This window comes from Pseudomonas sp. SIMBA_067, assembly GCF_046534675.1.
GTDB lineage: Bacteria > Pseudomonadota > Gammaproteobacteria > Pseudomonadales > Pseudomonadaceae > Aquipseudomonas > Aquipseudomonas putida.
The window spans coordinates 1-17750 of record NZ_JAWRYH010000005.1 but is presented as its reverse complement, the minus strand read 5'-3'; the positions used below and the strand labels follow the sequence as shown (position 1 = coordinate 17750).

Annotated in this window: 17 protein-coding genes; 12 read left to right on the top strand and 5 right to left on the bottom strand. The window is 63.1% G+C overall.

All coding sequences use genetic code 11. The annotated features are described in order from the left end of the window. The first annotated feature begins 109 nt into the window (after positions 1–109). From SB765_RS12680 to SB765_RS12650, 7 genes are all read left to right on the top strand, one after another. Positions 110–829 (top strand): response regulator transcription factor, encoded by a 720-nt coding sequence (locus SB765_RS12680; protein WP_232877173.1) that lies wholly within the window; start codon positions 110–112, stop codon positions 827–829. Between the two features lie 3 nt (positions 830–832). Next, the gene (locus SB765_RS12675; RefSeq protein WP_410931427.1) at positions 833–2224 is read left to right on the top strand and encodes a histidine kinase sensor domain-containing protein; all 1392 of its coding nucleotides are present in this window, start codon (positions 833–835) and stop codon (positions 2222–2224) included. 159 nt (positions 2225–2383) lie between these two features. Beyond that, entirely contained in the window at positions 2384–3283 is a 900-nt protein-coding gene (gene cysM / locus SB765_RS12670; RefSeq protein ID WP_410931426.1) for a cysteine synthase CysM, read from the top strand. Further along, positions 3284–4642, top strand: coding sequence for a 23S rRNA (uracil(1939)-C(5))-methyltransferase RlmD (gene rlmD / locus SB765_RS12665; protein WP_410931425.1), 1359 nt, complete (start codon positions 3284–3286; stop codon positions 4640–4642). It abuts the gene before it with no gap. A gap of 96 nt (positions 4643–4738) precedes the next feature. After that, positions 4739–6979 carry a GTP diphosphokinase gene (gene relA, locus SB765_RS12660; RefSeq protein ID WP_019473071.1) on the top strand — a complete coding sequence of 747 codons (2241 nt, stop codon included), beginning with the start codon at positions 4739–4741 and terminating at the stop codon, positions 6977–6979. A 124-nt stretch (positions 6980–7103) separates the two neighbouring features. Continuing rightward, positions 7104–7937 (top strand): nucleoside triphosphate pyrophosphohydrolase, encoded by an 834-nt coding sequence (gene mazG / locus SB765_RS12655; RefSeq protein WP_049276301.1) that lies wholly within the window; start codon positions 7104–7106, stop codon positions 7935–7937. Between the two features lie 26 nt (positions 7938–7963). Further along, the gene (locus SB765_RS12650) at positions 7964–8503 is read left to right on the top strand and encodes a DUF2058 domain-containing protein (protein ID WP_086974697.1); all 540 of its coding nucleotides are present in this window, start codon (positions 7964–7966) and stop codon (positions 8501–8503) included. A gap of 44 nt (positions 8504–8547) precedes the next feature. On the opposite strand, the gene SB765_RS12645 is transcribed toward SB765_RS12650, so the two are convergent. The 4 genes from SB765_RS12645 to purM form a co-directional block, all read right to left on the bottom strand. Continuing rightward, positions 8548–8730 carry a hypothetical protein gene (locus SB765_RS12645; RefSeq protein WP_341797791.1) on the bottom strand — a complete coding sequence of 61 codons (183 nt, stop codon included), beginning with the start codon at positions 8728–8730 and terminating at the stop codon, positions 8548–8550. A 233-nt stretch (positions 8731–8963) separates the two neighbouring features. After that, positions 8964–9674, bottom strand: a complete 711-nt coding sequence (locus tag SB765_RS12640; RefSeq protein WP_016501109.1) for a DUF3108 domain-containing protein — start codon at positions 9672–9674, stop codon at positions 8964–8966. 8 nt (positions 9675–9682) lie between these two features. Then, positions 9683–10336 (bottom strand): phosphoribosylglycinamide formyltransferase, encoded by a 654-nt coding sequence (gene purN / locus SB765_RS12635; RefSeq protein WP_258655554.1) that lies wholly within the window; start codon positions 10334–10336, stop codon positions 9683–9685. Continuing rightward, the gene (purM, locus tag SB765_RS12630; protein WP_043204324.1) at positions 10336–11394 is read right to left on the bottom strand and encodes a phosphoribosylformylglycinamidine cyclo-ligase; all 1059 of its coding nucleotides are present in this window, start codon (positions 11392–11394) and stop codon (positions 10336–10338) included. Before purM ends, purN begins: the two co-directional genes overlap by 1 nt. Before the next feature lie 255 nt (positions 11395–11649). Between purM and SB765_RS12625 the strand changes: the two genes are divergently transcribed. From SB765_RS12625 to SB765_RS12605, 5 genes are all read left to right on the top strand, one after another. Beyond that, positions 11650–12717: a DUF2066 domain-containing protein gene (locus tag SB765_RS12625; protein ID WP_410931424.1), complete on the top strand. Its 1068-nt coding sequence runs from the start codon at positions 11650–11652 to the stop codon at positions 12715–12717. A gap of 12 nt (positions 12718–12729) precedes the next feature. Further along, complete coding sequence (locus SB765_RS12620) at positions 12730–13803, top strand: AI-2E family transporter (RefSeq protein ID WP_016501106.1); 1074 nt, start codon at positions 12730–12732, stop codon at positions 13801–13803. A 195-nt stretch (positions 13804–13998) separates the two neighbouring features. Beyond that, a complete protein-coding gene (hda, locus tag SB765_RS12615) occupies positions 13999–14706 on the top strand; it encodes a DnaA regulatory inactivator Hda (protein ID WP_016485270.1) in 708 nt (235 codons plus the stop codon). Between the two features lie 126 nt (positions 14707–14832). Beyond that, on the top strand, positions 14833–15474 hold the full coding sequence (locus SB765_RS12610) for a C40 family peptidase (protein WP_410931423.1): 642 nt from the start codon (positions 14833–14835) through the stop codon (positions 15472–15474). Positions 15475–15613: 139 nt separating this feature from the next. Continuing rightward, entirely contained in the window at positions 15614–16147 is a 534-nt protein-coding gene (locus SB765_RS12605; RefSeq protein ID WP_341797795.1) for a C40 family peptidase, read from the top strand. A 56-nt stretch (positions 16148–16203) separates the two neighbouring features. On the opposite strand, the gene SB765_RS12600 is transcribed toward SB765_RS12605, so the two are convergent. Next, a complete protein-coding gene (locus SB765_RS12600) occupies positions 16204–17511 on the bottom strand; it encodes a PQQ-dependent sugar dehydrogenase (RefSeq protein ID WP_410931422.1) in 1308 nt (435 codons plus the stop codon). Positions 17512–17750: the final 239 nt, after the last annotated feature.

Genomic DNA, 17750 nt, shown 5'->3' with positions numbered 1-17750 from the left:
TCTTTAGTCGCTGTTTTGCGTTGTTGCCGGGGCATTGGTCGCAGGGCGGTTGCCTGACCGGTAGTGGATACTCAATAATTGCGCAATTGAGAATGCATGGCAGTTGCCAATGAATCCTGTAGCTATTTACAACTCCAATATCCTCGCCATCGAGGATGACCCGGTCCTGGGTGCCTACCTGCACGAAGAGCTGCAACGTGGCGGCTTCCAGGTCACCTGGTGCCGTAATGGGCTGGAGGGCCTGGAAACGGCTGGTCGCGAGGTTTTCGATGTGGTGCTCATGGATATTCTGCTGCCCGGGCTGAACGGCCTGGACGCCCTGGCGCAGCTGCGCAAGCGCAGCGCTACGCCGGTGATCCTGATGTCGGCGCTGGGGGCCGAGGCCGACCGCATCAGTGGCTTCCAGCGCGGGGCTGACGATTACCTGCCCAAGCCCTTCAGCATGGCCGAGCTGCAGGTGCGCATCGAGGCAATCCTGCGCCGCGTGGCCCTCGAGCGCCGTCATCAAGCCCCGCAGGAGCAGGCTGCCTGCGGCGAGCTGCAGTTCGACGAGGGGCTGTGCGATGTACGCCTGAATGGCCGCCTGGCAGGCCTGACCCCCAGCGAGTACCGGCTGTTCGACATCCTCAACCGCAACTTCGATGATGTGCTGAGCAAGCCGTTCCTTTACCAGCAGGTGTTGCAGCGCGGCTATTCGCGGCACGACCGCAGCCTGGACATGCACGTCAGCCAGATCCGCCGCAAGCTCAAGGGCATCGACTATCACGAGCGGCAGATCCGTACCGTGTGGGGCAAGGGGTACGTACTCAGCACCGGCGAGGCAGAGTGAGCCATGCTTGACCGCCATTCGCTGTTCTGGAAGCTGGCCATCCTGCTGGTGGGCTTTTGCCTGCTGATGATCGGCCTCAGTTACACGTGGGGCCGGCACATGGAAATCCAGAATGCCTTCCTCTCGGAACCGGCGCGGCAGACGCTGCGAGGCTACGCCAGTGAGGCTGAGCAGGCGTGGCGCAGTGGTGGGCGGGAAGGGCTGGACAAGTGGGTGACGGCGATGCACCAGCGCGAACGGGGCTGGGTTGGCGTGCTCGATATCAACCTGCGACCGCTCGACAGCGCTACTCTCGATCCGCAGATCATGCAGCGACTGACGCGTCTGCGCGGTGTCGACTGGCCGATGAGCCGGCGCAGCGTCGACCAGCCGTGGGTACGCATACCGTTCCCGGGGGCACCGGAGCAGGGCATGCTGGTGATCGAACTGCCGCAGCGGTTCAACCCGGACCAGTACCGGTTGCTGTGGCGCATCGTCACCAACGGCATCATCCCTGGCCTGTTCACCTTGCTGTTGTGCGTGGGCCTGTACCGTATGTTGATCGTGCCGCTGAACCAGCTGCGTGAGCAGGCCAATGCCTGGCGCGCCGATCAGCTATCGGCGCGCCTCGACTCGCGCACCATTGCCCGGCATGACGAACTGGGCGAGCTGGCCCGCGCTTTCGACCAGATGGCCGAGCGGCTGCAGGGCACGGTGGCCATGCAGCAGCAGTTGCTGCGCGACCTGTCGCACGAAATGCGCACGCCATTGAGCCGGTTACGGGTGGCCTGTGACGGCGAAACCGACCTGACGCGCCTGCGCGAACGCCTGACCCGTGAAGTGGACTGCATGCAGCAGTTGGTGGAGGACACCCTGCAGCTGGCCTGGCAGGACGCCGAGCGTGTGCCGATGAACCTGGAACCCATCGAAGTCCACGCGCTTTGGGAACTGCTGGCCGAAAATGCCAGCTACGAGAGTGGCTGGTCGCCCGAGCGCCTGCGCTGCGAAGTACCGGCCGACTGCTGGGTGCAGGGCAACCTCAATCATCTGGCCCAGGCGCTGGAAAACATCTTGCGCAATGCCATTCGTCACTCGCCGCCCGAGGGTGTGGTGCGCCTGGGTGGGCAACGCGAAGGCAGTTATTGGTGGCTGTGGCTGGAGGACGAGGGTGGCGGTGTGGCTGAAGAGGACCTGGAGCGGATCTTCGCGCCCTTCTCGCGGCTGGACGGTTCTCGGCCGGGGGATGGTGGTTTTGGCCTGGGCTTGAGCATCGCCCGCAGTGCCATCCAGCGCCAGGGCGGCACCTTGTGGGCGCAGAATGGCAAGCATGGGCTGCGGCTGTGGATGCGATTGCCGTTACATGTGGCGGCCCCTTCGCGGGTAAACCCGCTCCCACAGGGTCACCACTACTCTTGAGGCCAGTGGAGTACCTGTGGGAGCGGGCGTGCCCGCGAAGAGGGCGATGCAGACCATCGATATAGCTTGTAGCTATATGCACCACAGATTGCGTGATATGGCCGCGAAGGGTTTGCCGGTATGATAGGCGCCCCTGCCGTCCGGATTGTGAAATACGCCATGACCTTGCAGTACCCAACCATCGCCGATTGCGTCGGCAATACGCCCCTGGTTCGCCTGCAGCGCATTGCTGGTGAAACCAGCAACACCCTCCTGCTCAAGCTTGAAGGGAACAATCCTGCCGGCTCGGTGAAGGATCGCCCGGCGCTGTCGATGATCACCCGCGCCGAAGTGCGTGGCCAGATCAAGCCCGGCGACACCCTGATCGAAGCCACGTCCGGCAACACCGGTATCGCCCTGGCAATGGCGGCGGCGATCAAGGGCTACAAGATGATCCTGATCATGCCCGACAACTCCACCGCCGAGCGCAAGGCCGCCATGACCGCCTATGGCGCCGAGCTGATCCTGGTGACCAAGGAGGAGGGCATGGAAGGCGCCCGCGACCTGGCCGAGAAGCTGCAGGCCGAAGGCCGTGGCCTGGTGCTCGACCAGTTCGCCAACGGCGACAATCCGATTGCCCACTACAACAGCACCGGCCCTGAGATCTGGCAGCAGACCCAGGGCAACATTACCCATTTCGTCAGCTCCATGGGTACCACCGGCACCATCATGGGCTGCTCGCAATACCTCAAGGAGCAGAACCCGGCGGTACAGATCATCGGGCTGCAACCTATGGAAGGCTCGGCCATTCCGGGCATTCGCCGCTGGCCCGAGGAATACCTGCCGAAAATCTTCGACGCCACGCGCGTCGACCGCGTGGTCGACATGTCGCAGCAGGAAGCCGAAGACACCACCCGCCGCCTTGCCCGTGAAGAGGGCATTTTTTGCGGCGTGTCCTCAGGTGGTGCGGTTGCAGCCATGCTGCGCCTCTCCCGCGAAGTGGAAAATGCCGTGATGGTCGCCATCATCTGCGACCGCGGCGACCGTTACCTGTCCACCGGCCTGTTTGATCCGAGCTAAATGTCCAAGAAAAAAAGCAACAGTGGCCTGCGCTTCCAGCCGGCCGGCGGCAACCGCACTCCCCAGGTCCCCGTGGGCAAGAAGCAGCGCCTGGACATCGAGCGCCTGGCCGGTGACGGCCGTGGCATCGCCTTCCTCGACGGGCGCACCTGGTTCGTCAGTGGTGCCCTGGCCGGTGAGGCCGTGGAGGCGCGGGTGCTCAACGCCCGTGGCAAAGTGGTCGAGGCCCGCATGGAGCGGCTGCTGCAGGCCAGCCCTGAGCGCCGTGAGGCACCGTGCCGCCATTATGCGCGCTGTGGTGGCTGCAACCTGCAGCATCTGCCGCATGACGCGCAGCTGGCGCTCAAGCAGCGCACCCTGGCCGAGCAACTGCAGCGGGTGGCCGGCGTGCAACCCGAGGAATGGGCCGCACCCCTGAGCGGGCCGGAATTCGGCTACCGGCGCAGGGCCCGTGTGGCCGTGCGCTGGGACGTCAAGGCGCGTCAGCTGGAGGTGGGCTTCCGTGCCGAAGCCAGCCAGGACATCATTGCCATCGACGATTGCGCAGTGCTGGTACAGCCCTTGCAGTCGATTCTGCGCCACTTGCCGACGGTGCTGCGCTCGTTGAGCAAACCGCAGGCGCTGGGCCACGTGGAACTGTTCAGTGGCACCGCCGAGGCGGTGTTGGTGCGCCACGTTGCGCCGCTGCCGGCAGAAGACCTGGCAAAGCTGCAGGCGTTCTGCGACCAGGCCAATGCCCAGCTGTGGCTGCAAGGTGAAGATGAGCCGGCGCCGGTGAACCCTGCCGCGCAACTGGGCTTTGCCCTGGCGCCGTGGCAGCTTGAGCTGGCCTGGCGCCCAGGTGACTTCGTGCAGGTGAATGCCCAGGTCAACACGGCGATGGTCGAGCAGGCCCTGGCTTGGCTCGCACCGCAGGCCGACGAGCGGGTGCTGGACCTGTTCTGCGGCCTGGGCAACTTTGCCCTGCCGCTGGCCCGCAAGGCCCGCGAGGTAGTGGCAGTCGAAGGTGTACAGGCCATGGTCGATCGGGCCGCGGCCAATGCCCGGAACAACAATGTGCATAACGCACGGTTTTTTCAGGCCGATTTATCGCAGCCTTTGGCAGGCACCGGATGGGCCGCCGAGGGCTTTTCTGCGGTACTCTTGGATCCACCGCGCGACGGTGCGTTCGAGGTGGTGCAAGGCATCGCACGCCTCCAGGCCAAACGGCTGGTTTACGTATCGTGCAACCCGGCCACGCTGGCGCGAGACGCGCAGGTGCTGGTCGGCCAGGGGTACCGGTTAAAAAGGGCCGGGATTCTCGACATGTTTCCTCAAACGGCGCATGTCGAGGCCATGGCGTTATTCGAAGCGGGCTAGCAGACTGGCCCCTTGGTGTGGCTTCCATGGAATGGCAGCCACACGGTGATCGCCAGCGCACCCGCGTGGTGCGCTGTATGGAAAGGTAAAACAAAGATGGTACAGGTGAGAGTGCACCAGCCGGTCAACACCGACGGCAGTATCAATCTCGAAGGATGGTTGGACCATGTGGTAAGCGTCGATTCGGCACTGGATCGCGCAGCGCTCAAAGAAGCCTGCGAGTTTGCCCATGAGATCGAGAAAAAGGGCAACCCGGCCAAGCATTCCTGGGCGGACGGTACGTCCAGCTTCCAGGCGGGCCTGGAAATTGCCGAAATCCTGGCTGACCTCAAGCTGGACCAGGATTCCCTGGTGGCCGCGGTCATCTACCGTTCGGTACGCGAGGGCAAGGTGACCCTGGCCGAGGTCAGCCAGCGGTTCGGTCCGGTGGTGTCCAAGCTGATCGACGGCGTGTTGCGCATGGCCGCCATCAGCGCCAGCCTCAGCCCGCGGCAGTCGCTGGTGCTGGGCTCGCAGGCGCAGGTCGAGAACCTGCGCAAGATGCTTGTGGCCATGGTCGATGATGTGCGTGTGGCACTGATCAAGCTGGCCGAGCGTACCTGCGCGATCCGTGCGGTCAAGGCCGCCGACGACGAGAAACGCCTGCGTGTCGCGCGTGAGGTATTCGACATCTATGCGCCGCTGGCGCACCGCCTGGGTATCGGCCACATCAAGTGGGAGCTGGAAGACCTGTCCTTCCGCTACCTCGAACCCGACCAGTACAAGCAGATCGCCAAACTGCTGCACGAGCGCCGGCTGGACCGCGAACGCTTCATCAGCGACGTGATGAACCAGCTGCAGAACGAGCTGCTGGCCACGGGCGTCAATGCCGACATCAGCGGCCGGGCGAAACATATCTATTCGATCTGGCGCAAGATGCAGCGCAAAGGCCTGGAATTCAGCCAGATCTACGACGTGCGTGCAGTGCGCGTGCTGGTGCCGGAAATTCGCGACTGCTACACCGCGCTGGGTATCGTGCACACGCTGTGGCGGCACATCCCCAAAGAGTTCGACGACTACATCGCCAACCCCAAGGAAAACGGCTACCGCTCGCTGCACACCGCAGTGATCGGCCCCGAGGGCAAGGTGCTGGAAGTGCAGATCCGCACCCACGGCATGCATGAAGAGGCCGAGCTGGGGGTTTGTGCCCACTGGCGATACAAGGGCACCGACGTCAAGCCCAGCTCCAACCATTACGAAGAGAAGATCTCCTGGCTGCGCCAGGTGCTGGAATGGCACGAAGAGCTGGGCGACATCGGTGGCCTGGTCGAGCAGTTGCGGGTCGACATTGAGCCGGACCGGGTCTACGTGTTCACTCCTGACGGCCACGCCATCGACCTGCCCAAAGGGGCGACCCCGCTGGACTTCGCCTACCGTGTGCACACCGAGATCGGCCACAACTGCCGGGGGGCCAAGATCAACGGCCGTATCGTGCCGCTGAACTACAGCCTGCAGACCGGTGAGCAGGTGGAGATCATCACCAGCAAGCACGGCAACCCCAGCCGTGACTGGTTGAACTCCAACCTGGGCTACGTCACCACCTCGCGGGCGCGGGCCAAGATCGTGCACTGGTTCAAACTGCAGGCGCGTGACCAGAACGTCGCCGCCGGCAAGACCTTGCTCGAGCGCGAGCTCAGCCGCCTGGGCTTGCCGCAGGTGGACTTCGAACGGCTGGCCGAGAAGACCAACGTCAAGACCGCCGAGGACATGTTCGCCTCGCTCGGCGCGGGCGACCTGCGCCTGGCCCACCTGGTCAACGCCGCTCAGCAGTTGCTGGAGCCCGAGCGTATCGAGCAGATCGAGCTGGTGCCACGCAAACCTACCGGGCCGCGTACCGGCAAGCGTGGTGACATCCAGATTCAGGGGGTCGGCAACCTGCTGACGCAGATGGCCGGCTGCTGCCAGCCACTGCCGGGCGATGCCATTGTCGGTTACATCACCCAGGGCCGAGGCGTGAGCATCCACCGCCAGGACTGCGCCTCGGTGCTGCAACTGGCGGGCAAGGAGCCGGAGCGCATGATCCAGGTGAGCTGGGGGCCGATCCCGGTGCAGACCTACCCGGTCGACATCGTCATCCGCGCCTACGACCGCCCAGGGCTGCTGCGCGATGTGTCGCAGGTGCTGCTGAACGAGAAGATCAACGTGCTGGCGGTGAACACCCGCTCGAACAAGGAAGACAACACGGCGCTGATGTCGCTGACCATCGAGATTCCGGGCCTGGACGCGCTGGGGCGCCTGCTGGGACGAATTTCGCAGTTGCCGAACATCATCGAAACGCGGCGCAATAGAACCCCTTGAGACCGGGGCGCCTGCTTCGCGGGTAAACCCGCTCCCACAGCTACGTTACAGGTGCTCGATCCTGTAGCCCTCCTGTGGGCGCGGGCAAGCCCGCGAAGAAGCCACCGCCGAAGGACCTGCCTAGATGACCTACACCCTCGAAGACCTGCTGCACCTCATGGCCCGTCTGCGCGACCCGCAGTACGGTTGCCCGTGGGACCTGAAACAGAACTACGCGAGTATCGTTGCCCACACCATCGAGGAAGCCTACGAGGTCGCCGACACCATCGAGCGCGGCGACTTCGAGCACCTGCAGGGTGAGCTGGGCGACTTGCTGTTCCAGGTGGTCTACTACAGCCAGCTGGCCCGGGAAGAGGGGCGTTTCGAATTCGATGGCGTGGTGGACAGCATCACCCGCAAGCTGATTCGCCGCCATCCGCATGTATTCCCCACTGGCGAGCTCTATGCGCCGCTGGACACCCCCAGCCTGAACGAGGCCCAGGTCAAGTCACGCTGGGAAGAGATCAAGGCGCAGGAACGTGCCGAGAAAAGCACGCCCGAGCAATTGTCGCTGCTCGACGACGTACCGTCGGCCTTGCCGGCCCTGTCACGGGCAGCCAAACTGCAGAAACGTGCGGCCACGGTCGGTTTCGACTGGCCGGAAGCATTGCCGGTGCTGGACAAGGTGCGCGAAGAGCTGGATGAAGTACTGCAGGCCATGGCCGACGGTGATGCCGATGCGCTCGAGGATGAGGTCGGCGACCTGCTGTTTGCCGCCGTCAACCTGGCTCGCCATCTTAAGCAAGACCCTGAAAATGCCCTGCGCCGCGCCAACCGCAAGTTCGAGCGACGTTTCCGTTTTATCGAGCAGGCATTGCGCGACAGTGGCCGCCCCATTGAAGATTGTAACCTTGACGAACTGGACGCCCTTTGGGGTGAAGCCAAACGTCAGGAAAAGAACCTGCCCAGCTGCGGCTGAGCTGTTGCATAAGTGAGTGAATATTCATGAGCCTTTCCCTTCGCGACCAATTGCTCAAAGCCGGTCTGGTCAACCAGAAACAGGTCTCGCAGACCAACAAAGCTGAAAAGAAACAGAAGCGCATGGAGCACAAAGGCCAGGTCGAAGTCGACGACAGCCAACAGCGCATCGCCAAGGAAGCCATGGCCGAAAAGGTCAAGCGCGACCAGGAACTGAACCGCCAGCAGCAGGAAAAGGCTGAGCAGAAAGCCCGTGCCGCACAGGTCAAGCAGTTGATCGAAGCCACGCGCCTGCCCAAGCTGAACACCGAGGATTACTACAACTTCGTCGATGACAAGAAGGTCAAGCGCATTGCCGTCAACGCCCTGATGCGGACCCGGTTGAGTAACGGCGCACTGGCGGTGGTGGCCCATGCCGGCGGCTACGAGGTCATTCCCCGTGAGGCGGCGGTGAAGATCCAGGAGCGCGACCCCAGCCGTATCCTGCTGCTCAACACCCATGTCGAGGAAGCGGACGAGGACGACCCGTATGCGGCCTACAAGATCCCGGACGACCTGATGTGGTAAACACGAAAAACCCCGCTTTGGCGGGGTTTTCATTTGAAGAGTGCTCACTGCGAGGTGCGCTGGCCTTCCAGGACTTCCAGCTCTACGCGGTACTGGTGCGCTTCGTGTTCATTGTGGAACATGCCCACCAGTTGGCCTTGTTGGTGCACATCCCAGATCCGCACGCCAGCGGCCAGGCCTTCGTGGGACATTTTCGATTCGTCGCGTTCGGTTACTTGGACTGTCATCGGTAAACTCCACTTCTTCAGTTGGCTGCGACAGTGTGTCGCACACCCTCTTTATAGAGTTTGTTAGCAGGCTAAGTAAATAAAACAGCCATGAAACAAGTTTCATGTACGGCTTCCGGGCCTGGCTTTTCGTAGGAGCGGCCTTGTGTCGCGATAAGGCCGCAGAGCGGCCCCGGAGAGCATGAAAAAGCCCCGCACTGGGCGGGGCTTCGGGGGCAGCAGGCGGTGCTGGATCAGTTGCCTTTCACCGGCTTGCCATCGACCGTGCCATCCTGCAGCACGATCACGTACTCCTTGCCATCCGTCTCGACCTGGCGCAGTTGCACCAGCAGGTAGTCCCAATTTTTGGCGAACCACAGCTCGGTGATGCGCTTGCTCTGGCTCGGGTCGCGCACACGCTCGACCTTCACTGCATCAACCTGGCCGGTCTTGGTGGCGACCTTTTCAGTGCCCAGCACGCGGAAGTCGTAGGTGTCGATCTCGTCACCGTCAACGACCTGGTAGGTCATGCTTTTCTTGCCGGCGGCTACATCATGCTGCAGGGCCAGCTGGTAGGACGACTTGTCCAGCACGCCGCGGTTCAGCGGCAGGCTGACTGCATCGCCACGGTCGCTGCCGGTGACCTTCTTGCCGGTCCAGTCGAAGTTCAAATCGACCTTCTTGGCTTTGCCCAGGCCGCCGCGCTCGAAGTGGTACTTCTGCGGCAGCAGGGTATCGTTTTCCAGGCGCAGGGTGCTTTGCTCGGTCAGGCTGGCGATCATCATGGAAGCCTTGAAGTTAAGGTCCCAGGTACCGTTGGCATTCTTGACCAGGCTGCGCTCGGCGGTGCCACTCATGGGCAGCTGCTTCCAGTCGGCGGTGTAGCTGGCCGAGAAAGGCTTGAGATCAGCTGCCTGGAGGGGCAGGGCAAGCACGGCGAGAGCCAAGAGCAGGGCGCGACGCATAAATTCTCCTAGGATCGAATCAAGTGACCGCTGGCCGCCAGCGGCTGGCCATCCAGTAATGCACCCTGTTCGCCAAGGCGCAAGCGCCCTTCAGCGAACCAGCGCACCGCCAGCGGGTAGATCAGGTGTTCCTGGTGGTGTACCCGCTGGGCCAGGCTTTCGACGGTGTCGTCAGACGCCACCGGTACCACAGCCTGTACGACCAGTGGGCCGCCATCGAGTTCCTCAGTCACGAAGTGTACGCTGCAGCCATGCTCGGCGTCGCCTGCCTCCAGCGCCCGGCGATGGGTATGCAGGCCCTTGTATCTGGGCAGCAGCGACGGGTGGATGTTGAGCAGACGGCCCTGATAGTGGCGTACGAAGCCGCCACTGAGGATACGCATGAAACCGGCCAGCACCACCAGGTCCGGGGCAAAACCGTCGATGCGCGCAACCAGTGCGGCATCGAAGGCTTCACGGCCGTCGAACTGGGTGTGGTCGAGCACGACGCAGTCGATGCCGGCCGCCGCCGCACGTTGCAGGCCGTAGGCATCGGCGCGGTTGGAAACCACCGCACGGATGCGCACCGGGCTGTCCTGGCCTTGGCAGCTGTCGATCAGGGCTTGCAGGTTGCTGCCGGAACCCGACAGCAACACCACTACATTGCAGGTCTTGCTCGGCATCAGTGTGCCTTGAGGTTTTGCAGCTCGACCTGGGCGGCGCCTTCGGCGGCTTCGGCGATGTGGCCGATGACCCATGGCTGCTCACCGGCGGCGCGCAGTTCGTTCAGGGCAGCTTCGACCTGATCCTGGGCTACGCAGATGACCATGCCGACGCCGCAGTTCAGCACGCGGTGCATTTCATGCTCGTCGACGTTGCCTTTTTCCTGCAGGAAGTCGAATACCACCGGGCGCTGCCAGCTGGCGACGTCAACCACGGCCTGGGCGTTTTTCGGCAGTACGCGCGGGATGTTGTCCAGCAGGCCGCCACCGGTGATGTGGGCCATGGCCTTCACGGCACCGGTGTTCTTGATCAGCTGCAACAGCGGCTTGACGTAGATGCGGGTAGGCGCCATCAGCAGGTCGGTCAGCGGCTGGCCGTCCAGCTGGGTGTTCTCGATGTCGGTGGCGGACACTTCGAGGATCTTGCGGATCAGCGAGTAGCCGTTGGAGTGCGGGCCCGAGGACGGCAGGGCGATCAGCGCGTCGCCAGTGGCAACCTTGGAGCCGTCGATGATTTCGGCCTTTTCCACCACGCCGACGCAGAAGCCGGCCAGGTCGTAGTCTTCGCCTTCGTACATGCCAGGCATTTCGGCGGTTTCACCACCAACCAGCGAGCAACCGGCCAGTTCGCAACCGGCGCCAATGCCGGTGACGACGGTGGCAGCTACGTCAACGTTCAGTTTGCCGGTGGCGTAGTAGTCGAGGAAGAACAGCGGCTCGGCGCCGCACACCACCAGGTCGTTGACGCACATGGCGACCAGGTCCTGGCCGATGCTGTCGTGCTTGTTCAGGTTCAGCGCCAGGCGCAGCTTGGTGCCAACGCCGTCGGTGCCGGAGACCAGCACTGGCTGCTTGTAGCCGGCCGGGATCTCGCAGAGGGCGCCGAAGCCGCCCAGGCCACCCATGACTTCAGGGCGTGCAGTGCGCTTTGCCACGCCCTTGATGCGTTCGACCAGTGCTTCGCCGGCGTCGATGTCTACACCGGCGTCCTTGTAGCTCAGGGAGGGTTGCTTGCTCATTGATCCAGGCCTTTAGGAGGGAGGGATTCTTAAAAACGACCATGACGGCCAAGACCGGCGGGTAAGCGGCGGCTGCCTGAAACATCAGTGGTCTGTGAAGGCGCGCGATTTTATCAGGGTTGCCGGGCAGCGGCCATCCTCAGGCCGACGGGCAGGGCGGTAAATTGTTGAAAAAGGGCCGAGGGTGGTTGATGTGGTTGCATGTGTATAAGCTGCAAGTAGCGAGCTTCGTGCTCGACTGGACAGGAATCCTCCATGCGTTTTTTCAATATTCTGGCAGCCGGTTGCCTGGCCCTGATAGCGGCCACCGCTCAGGCTGAAAATGTCTCCGGCCTTTATCAGGTACGCGAGCCGGTCACCGGGCAGGGCCCTGAAGCCCGTACCGCAGCTACCGCCAAAGCCCTCGACACGCTGGTGCTGCGCCTCACCGGCGACGCCAAGGCCGCGCAGAGCCCGGCGCTGGCCGAGCTGCGCAAGGACCCGCAGCAAATCATCAATCAGGTTGGCAGCGAAGCCGGCCCGCCCGAGTCGGTGCTGGTGGAGTTCGACCCCGGCAGTACCGAGCGTGCCCTGCGCAAGGCCGGCCTCGCGCTGTGGGGCAGCAATCGGCCTTCGATTCTCGGCTGGTGGCTGAATGACAGTGTCGACGGCAGCAGCCTGGTCGGTGACGGCCAGGCCAGCGCCCAGCCTCTGCGTCGTGCCGCCCAGCACCGTGGCCTGCCGCTGCGCCTGCCGCTGGCCGACCTGCAGGAGCAATTGGTGGCCAATGCCAAGCAGATCGAAGGAAGCGACCCGGCACCGTTGCGTGAGGCCTCCGAGCGCTATGGCGCCGACGCCTTGCTGGCGGTACATGCCCAGGAAGCCGATGGCAAGTGGCAGGGCAAGTGGCAGCTGTGGCTGGTCGACCAGCGTGAGCAAGGTACTGCCGAAGGGGCCGACCCGGCAGCCTTGGCCGATGCGGTTATGCTGGCGGTAAGCAGCCGCCTGGCGCCGCGTTATGTCGCCCGCCCGGGCGCCAGTAGCCAGATGCAGGTGCAAGTACAGGGAATGACCCTGCAGCGCTATGCCGAGCTTGGCCGCGTACTTGAGCCTTACGGCCCGCGCCTGAAGATGGTTGAAGGCACCACCCTGACCTATGGCGTGACCGGCAACCGCGAGCAATTGCGTGCCCAGCTTGGCCTGGCCAAGTTGCAGGAACTACCCGTCGAGCAAGCGCCCGCAGCGCCCGTCACGCCAGCCCCGGTCGCGAGTGCAACTGGTGAGCAACCCGCGCCGGCCTCGGCTGCGCCCAAGCCGTTCGACGGCCTGCGTTTTCGCTGGTAAAGGGAGCATACCTTGATCGATGTCCGTCGCTGGATCTGGCTGGGTGCAGCCCTGCTGATCGCTGTGCTGCTTTATAGCTTGCACAATATTCTTACACCGTTTCTGGTCGGCATCCTGCTGGCCTACCTGGCCGACCCGCTGGTTGACCGCCTGGAGCGCCTGGGGCTGTCTCGCACCTGGGGCGTGGTGGTGGTGTTCGGCCTGTTCACCTTGTTACTGATGGCCTTGCTGCTGGTGCTGGTGCCGATGCTGGCCAAGCAGCTGGTGCGCCTGTACGAGCTGGCGCCGCAGATGCTCGACTGGCTCGAACAGGTGGCGCTGCCATGGGTGCAGGGTCGTCTGGGCCTGGCCGATGGCTTCTGGAAGTTCGACAAGATCAAGGCCGCCATCGGCTCGCACATGGGGCAGACCACCGATATCGTGGGCATGCTGTTGTCCCATGCCACCGCCTCGAGCCTGGCGTTGATGGCCTGGTTGGCGAACATGGTGCTGATTCCTGTGGTTGGCTTCTATCTGCTGCGCGATTGGGACCTGATGATGGCCAAGCTGCGCGGCCTGCTACCGCGCCAGCGTGAGCCGCAGGTGATGGGCCTGGCTGGCGAATGCCATGAGGTACTGGGGGCATTCGTGCGCGGGCAGCTCATGGTGATGGTGGCCTTGGGTATCATCTATTCGGCCGGGCTCATGCTGGTGGGGCTCGAACTGGGCCTGCTGATCGGCATGCTCGCTGGCCTTGCGGCCATCGTGCCGTACATGGGCTTCATCATTGGCATTGGTGCCGCGCTGGTGGCTGGCCTGTTCCAGTTTGGCGGCGACCTGTACCCGATGCTGGGCATCGTCGCGGTATTCATGGTCGGGCAGGCGCTGGAAGGCATGGTGCTGACCCCGCTGCTGGTGGGCGATCGCATCGGTCTGCACCCGGTTGCGGTGATCTTTGCCATCCTCGCCGGTGGTGAGCTGTTCGGCTTTACCGGGGTGCTCCTGGCCCTGCCGGTGGCGGCGGTGATCATGGTGCTGCTGCGGCATATGCATGACTTGTATAAAGAATCGGACATGTATGCCGGGGATATTGACCCGGAGCTGTAACGTACAGGCTTATGTTAAACCTGTGGGGGCGGGCACGCCCGCTCCCACAGGCACCGATTTCAGCCGCAAGACAGCGCAACTTGTTGATTTTGCTTGCGCTATCTATTGCCGTCATTGTGCGCCTCGCGTTGCGGGTATAGACTTTGCAGATTGTTCACCAAAGGCCCCCTGCGGTCCTGCTGACCGCCCGCGAGCATGAAACCACCGATCCAGTTGCCCCTGGGTGTGCGCCTGCGCGATGACGCCACCTTCATCAACTACTATCCGGGCGCCAATGCTGCGGCATTGGGTTACGTCGAGCGGCTATGCGAAGCCGACGCCGGCTGGACCGAGAGCCTTATCTACCTGTGGGGCAAGCAGGGTGTTGGCCGTAGCCACCTGCTGCAGGCCGCCACCCATCGTTTCCAGCAACGTGGTGAGCCCGCCGTCTACCTGCCGTTGGCGCAATTGCTCGACCGTGGCGTAGAGGTGCTCGACTACCTGGCCCAGTACGAACTGGTCTGCATCGACGACCTGCATGTGATTGCAGGCAAGGCAGACTGGGAAGAGGCCATGTTCCACCTGTTCAACCGCCTGCGCGACAGCGGCCGGCGCCTGCTGCTGGCCGCCTCGGCATCGCCACGGGAGCTGCCGATCAAGCTCCCCGACCTGAAGTCGCGCCTGACCCTGGCCCTGGTGTTCCAGATGCGTGGCCTGTCCGACGAAGACAAGCTGCGCGCCCTGCAATTGCGTGCTTCGCGCCGCGGCCTGCACCTTACCGACGAAGTCGGCCACTTCATCCTCACCCGCGGTGCGCGCAGCATGAGCGCGCTGTTCGACCTGCTCGAACGCCTCGACCAGGCCTCGCTCCAGGCACAACGCAAGCTCACCATCCCTTTCCTCAAGGAAACCCTCGGCTGGTAACCCCCTGAAAACGCTGGGCCAGAGCGGCAAAACAGAAAAGTCACATCTTTTTCGATAAAATTTGCAAATGGCCATGATAGAGGGCATAGTTTCCCCCTCTAAAGGATTACAGACACGGTCGTGCCCATGCTAAAGCGCTTCGCACCCCTCGTGCCACTCGCACTCGTGACCCTGCTGTTTGGCTGCGCGGCCCAAGGCCCAGCTTCTCAGGTTCAGGATCACACCCCGGTCGCCGCACAATCGGTGATCAAGGCCAAGGCCTCGTCCTCGTCGGTATTCGGCGAACCGGAAGAGCTGGCCAGTGAAGATGACCTGGAGGCTTTCTCCAGCAACAGCAAGCCTTACCAGCTGCCAGTGCTGGCGGACAGCATTCTCGAGCGCGGTATGTCGTTGATCGGCACCCGCTACCGCTTCGGTGGTACCTCGGAGAAGTCTGGTTTCGATTGCAGTGGTTTCATCGGCTACCTGTTCCGCGAAGAGGCGGGCATGACCCTGCCGCGCTCCACGCGTGAAATGATCAACGTCGATGCCCCGAAAGTGGCACGCAACAAGCTCAAGCCAGGTGACTTGCTGTTCTTCAGCACCAATGGTCGCGGCCGCGTCAGCCATGCCGGCATCTACCTGGGTGACAACCAGTTCATCCACTCCAGCAGCCGCCGCAGCGGTGGCGTGCGCATCGACAGCCTCGGTGACCGCTACTGGAGCAAGACCTTCATCGAAGCCAAGCGTGCCTTGGCCATGGCGCCGACCAACATCGCGCGCAACTGATGGCGAAATGATATATCCTGCCGCGGCGGCGATGCTTTGAAAAAAGCTCGCCGCCGTGCGCATTTATAGAAAGCGTCTAATCTAAATTCTCAACTCTTTTCGGCTGCTGCGCAGCGGTCTCAGACAGGATGTTCTGGCCATGATAAAGATGGCGCGCTTCGCATTTCTCTCCTTGGCGACATTGCTTGCTGCCTGCTCCAGCCGTGCGCCTGCGCCGGCCCCTGTGGTTCAGCCGCAGGTTAGCTATAGCCAACCGAGCCCTTCGCCGATTGCCGATGACGTGCTAATCCGCGCCATTGGCCTGGTGGGTACGCCTTATCGCTGGGGCGGCAACACCCCGGACTCCGGCTTCGATTGCAGTGGTTTGATCAAATATGTCTACCGTGATGCAGCCGGCATCAGCTTGCCGCGTTCCACGCGGGAGATGATCGTCATGCGTGCACCGACGGTGGATGCCAAGGCGCTGCAATCCGGTGATCTGGTGTTCTTCGCCACCAGTGGCGGCTCGCAGGTCAGCCATGCAGGCATTTATGTAGGGGAAGGGCGTTTCGTGCATGCGCCCTCAACGGGCGGCACGGTACGATTGGACTACCTGTCCAACAGCTACTGGGCCAAGGCCTATCTGCAAGCCAAGCGTGTGATTCCGCAAGGCCATCTGGCACAGAACCCCTGATTCTCAATGCCTGAAGCAGCGGCCCCGTTCAGCGGGGCCGGTACAGGCCGTCGGGTTCAAGGTGCTTTGCTCACCCGCCAGATGACATTGCCCACATCGTCGGCCACCAATATCCCGCCTTTCCCGTCGTTGATCACTCCCACCGGTCGCCCCATCGCCTTGCCATCGCTGTCGAGAAACCCGGTGAGCAGGTCGATGGGGTGGCCTGCAGGTTTGCCTGCACGGTTGAAGGGTACGAACAACACTTTGTAGCCACTGTGGGGTTTACGGTTCCACGACCCGTGCTGGCCGACCAAAGCTCCCTGTTCGAAAGGCGGCGGCAGCATGCCAGGTTGGACAAATGCCAGCCCCAGGGATGCGGTATGCGGGCCCACCGCGTAGTCGGGCGCTAGCGCCTGGGCGACCTTCTGCGGGGCCTGCGGTTGCACCCGTTGGTCTACGTGCTGCCCGTAGTAACTGTATGGCCAGCCATAAAAGCCGCCGTCTGTCACTGAGGTGATGTAGTCCGGCACCAGGTCGCTGCCGATTTCGTCACGTTCGTTGACTGCTGTCCACAAGGCGTTGCTGTGCGGCTCCCAGGCCAGTCCGTTGGGGTTGCGCAGGCCGGTGGCGAACAGCCGGTGCTTGCCGCTTGCCGGGTCCACTTCCCAGATCGCGGCGCGGCCTTGCTCTTTTTCCATGCCGTTTTCCCCGACGTTGCTGTTCGAGCCAACCGTGACGTAGAGCTTCTTGCCGTCGGGGCTTGCGATCACGTTCTTGGTCCAGTGATGGTTCAGCGGCCCGCCCGGCAACTCGGTCACCGGGTGGCCCTTGTCGGTCACCTTCATGGCGCCCGGTTCATAGTGAAAGCGCAGCAGCCTGTCGGTGTCGGCCACGTACAAGTCCTTGCCCACCAGCGTCATGCCGAACGGTGAGTTGAGCCCTTCGATGAAAGGGCTGCGGATTTCTGCCACGCCATCGTGGTCGGCATCGCGCAGCAGGGTGATGCGGTTGGCGCTGGGTACGGTCGCGCCGGCGCGTTTCATCGCCTTGCCCATGGCCCAGCCGCGGATGCCCTTGCCATCTTCGGGCTTGGGTGGCGCGTTGGTCTCTGCCACCAGCACATCGCCGTTGGGCAGCAAGTAGAGCCAGCGCGGGTGGTCGAGGCCGCTGGCGAAGGCTTCGACTTGCGTGCCTGCAGCTGCGGTCGGCTTGCTGCCTTTTGGCCAGCCGACGGCGGGGGCGATGTTTACGGTGGGGATCAGTGTTTTGACGGGGGCGGGGAGGCTAGGGGTTGGCCCGCTGCCCTCGTTTACGCTCAACAGGGCTGTTTCGCCGCAGCCTGCCAAGCTGGCTGCGATTAACCAAGGCATCAGGCATTTCATGTGCGGCGTCCTCTCAAGAAGCCTGTTGAATTGAGAGGCCGGCCGTGTTCGCCAGGTTCCCCACCGTTTGCTCTGGCTATTGCTCTTGCTCTTGCTCTTGCTTCGGCTTTTGCTTCTAAGCGCGCGGTAGTTCAAGCGACGCAGATTGCGACTTCAGGAGGGCGAGCGCAGGGCTTGCGAAGGGAGGTGACGGGCATGGATGCCCGTCAAGCGCTGGGCCCCAGGATGGGGCCTGCAGC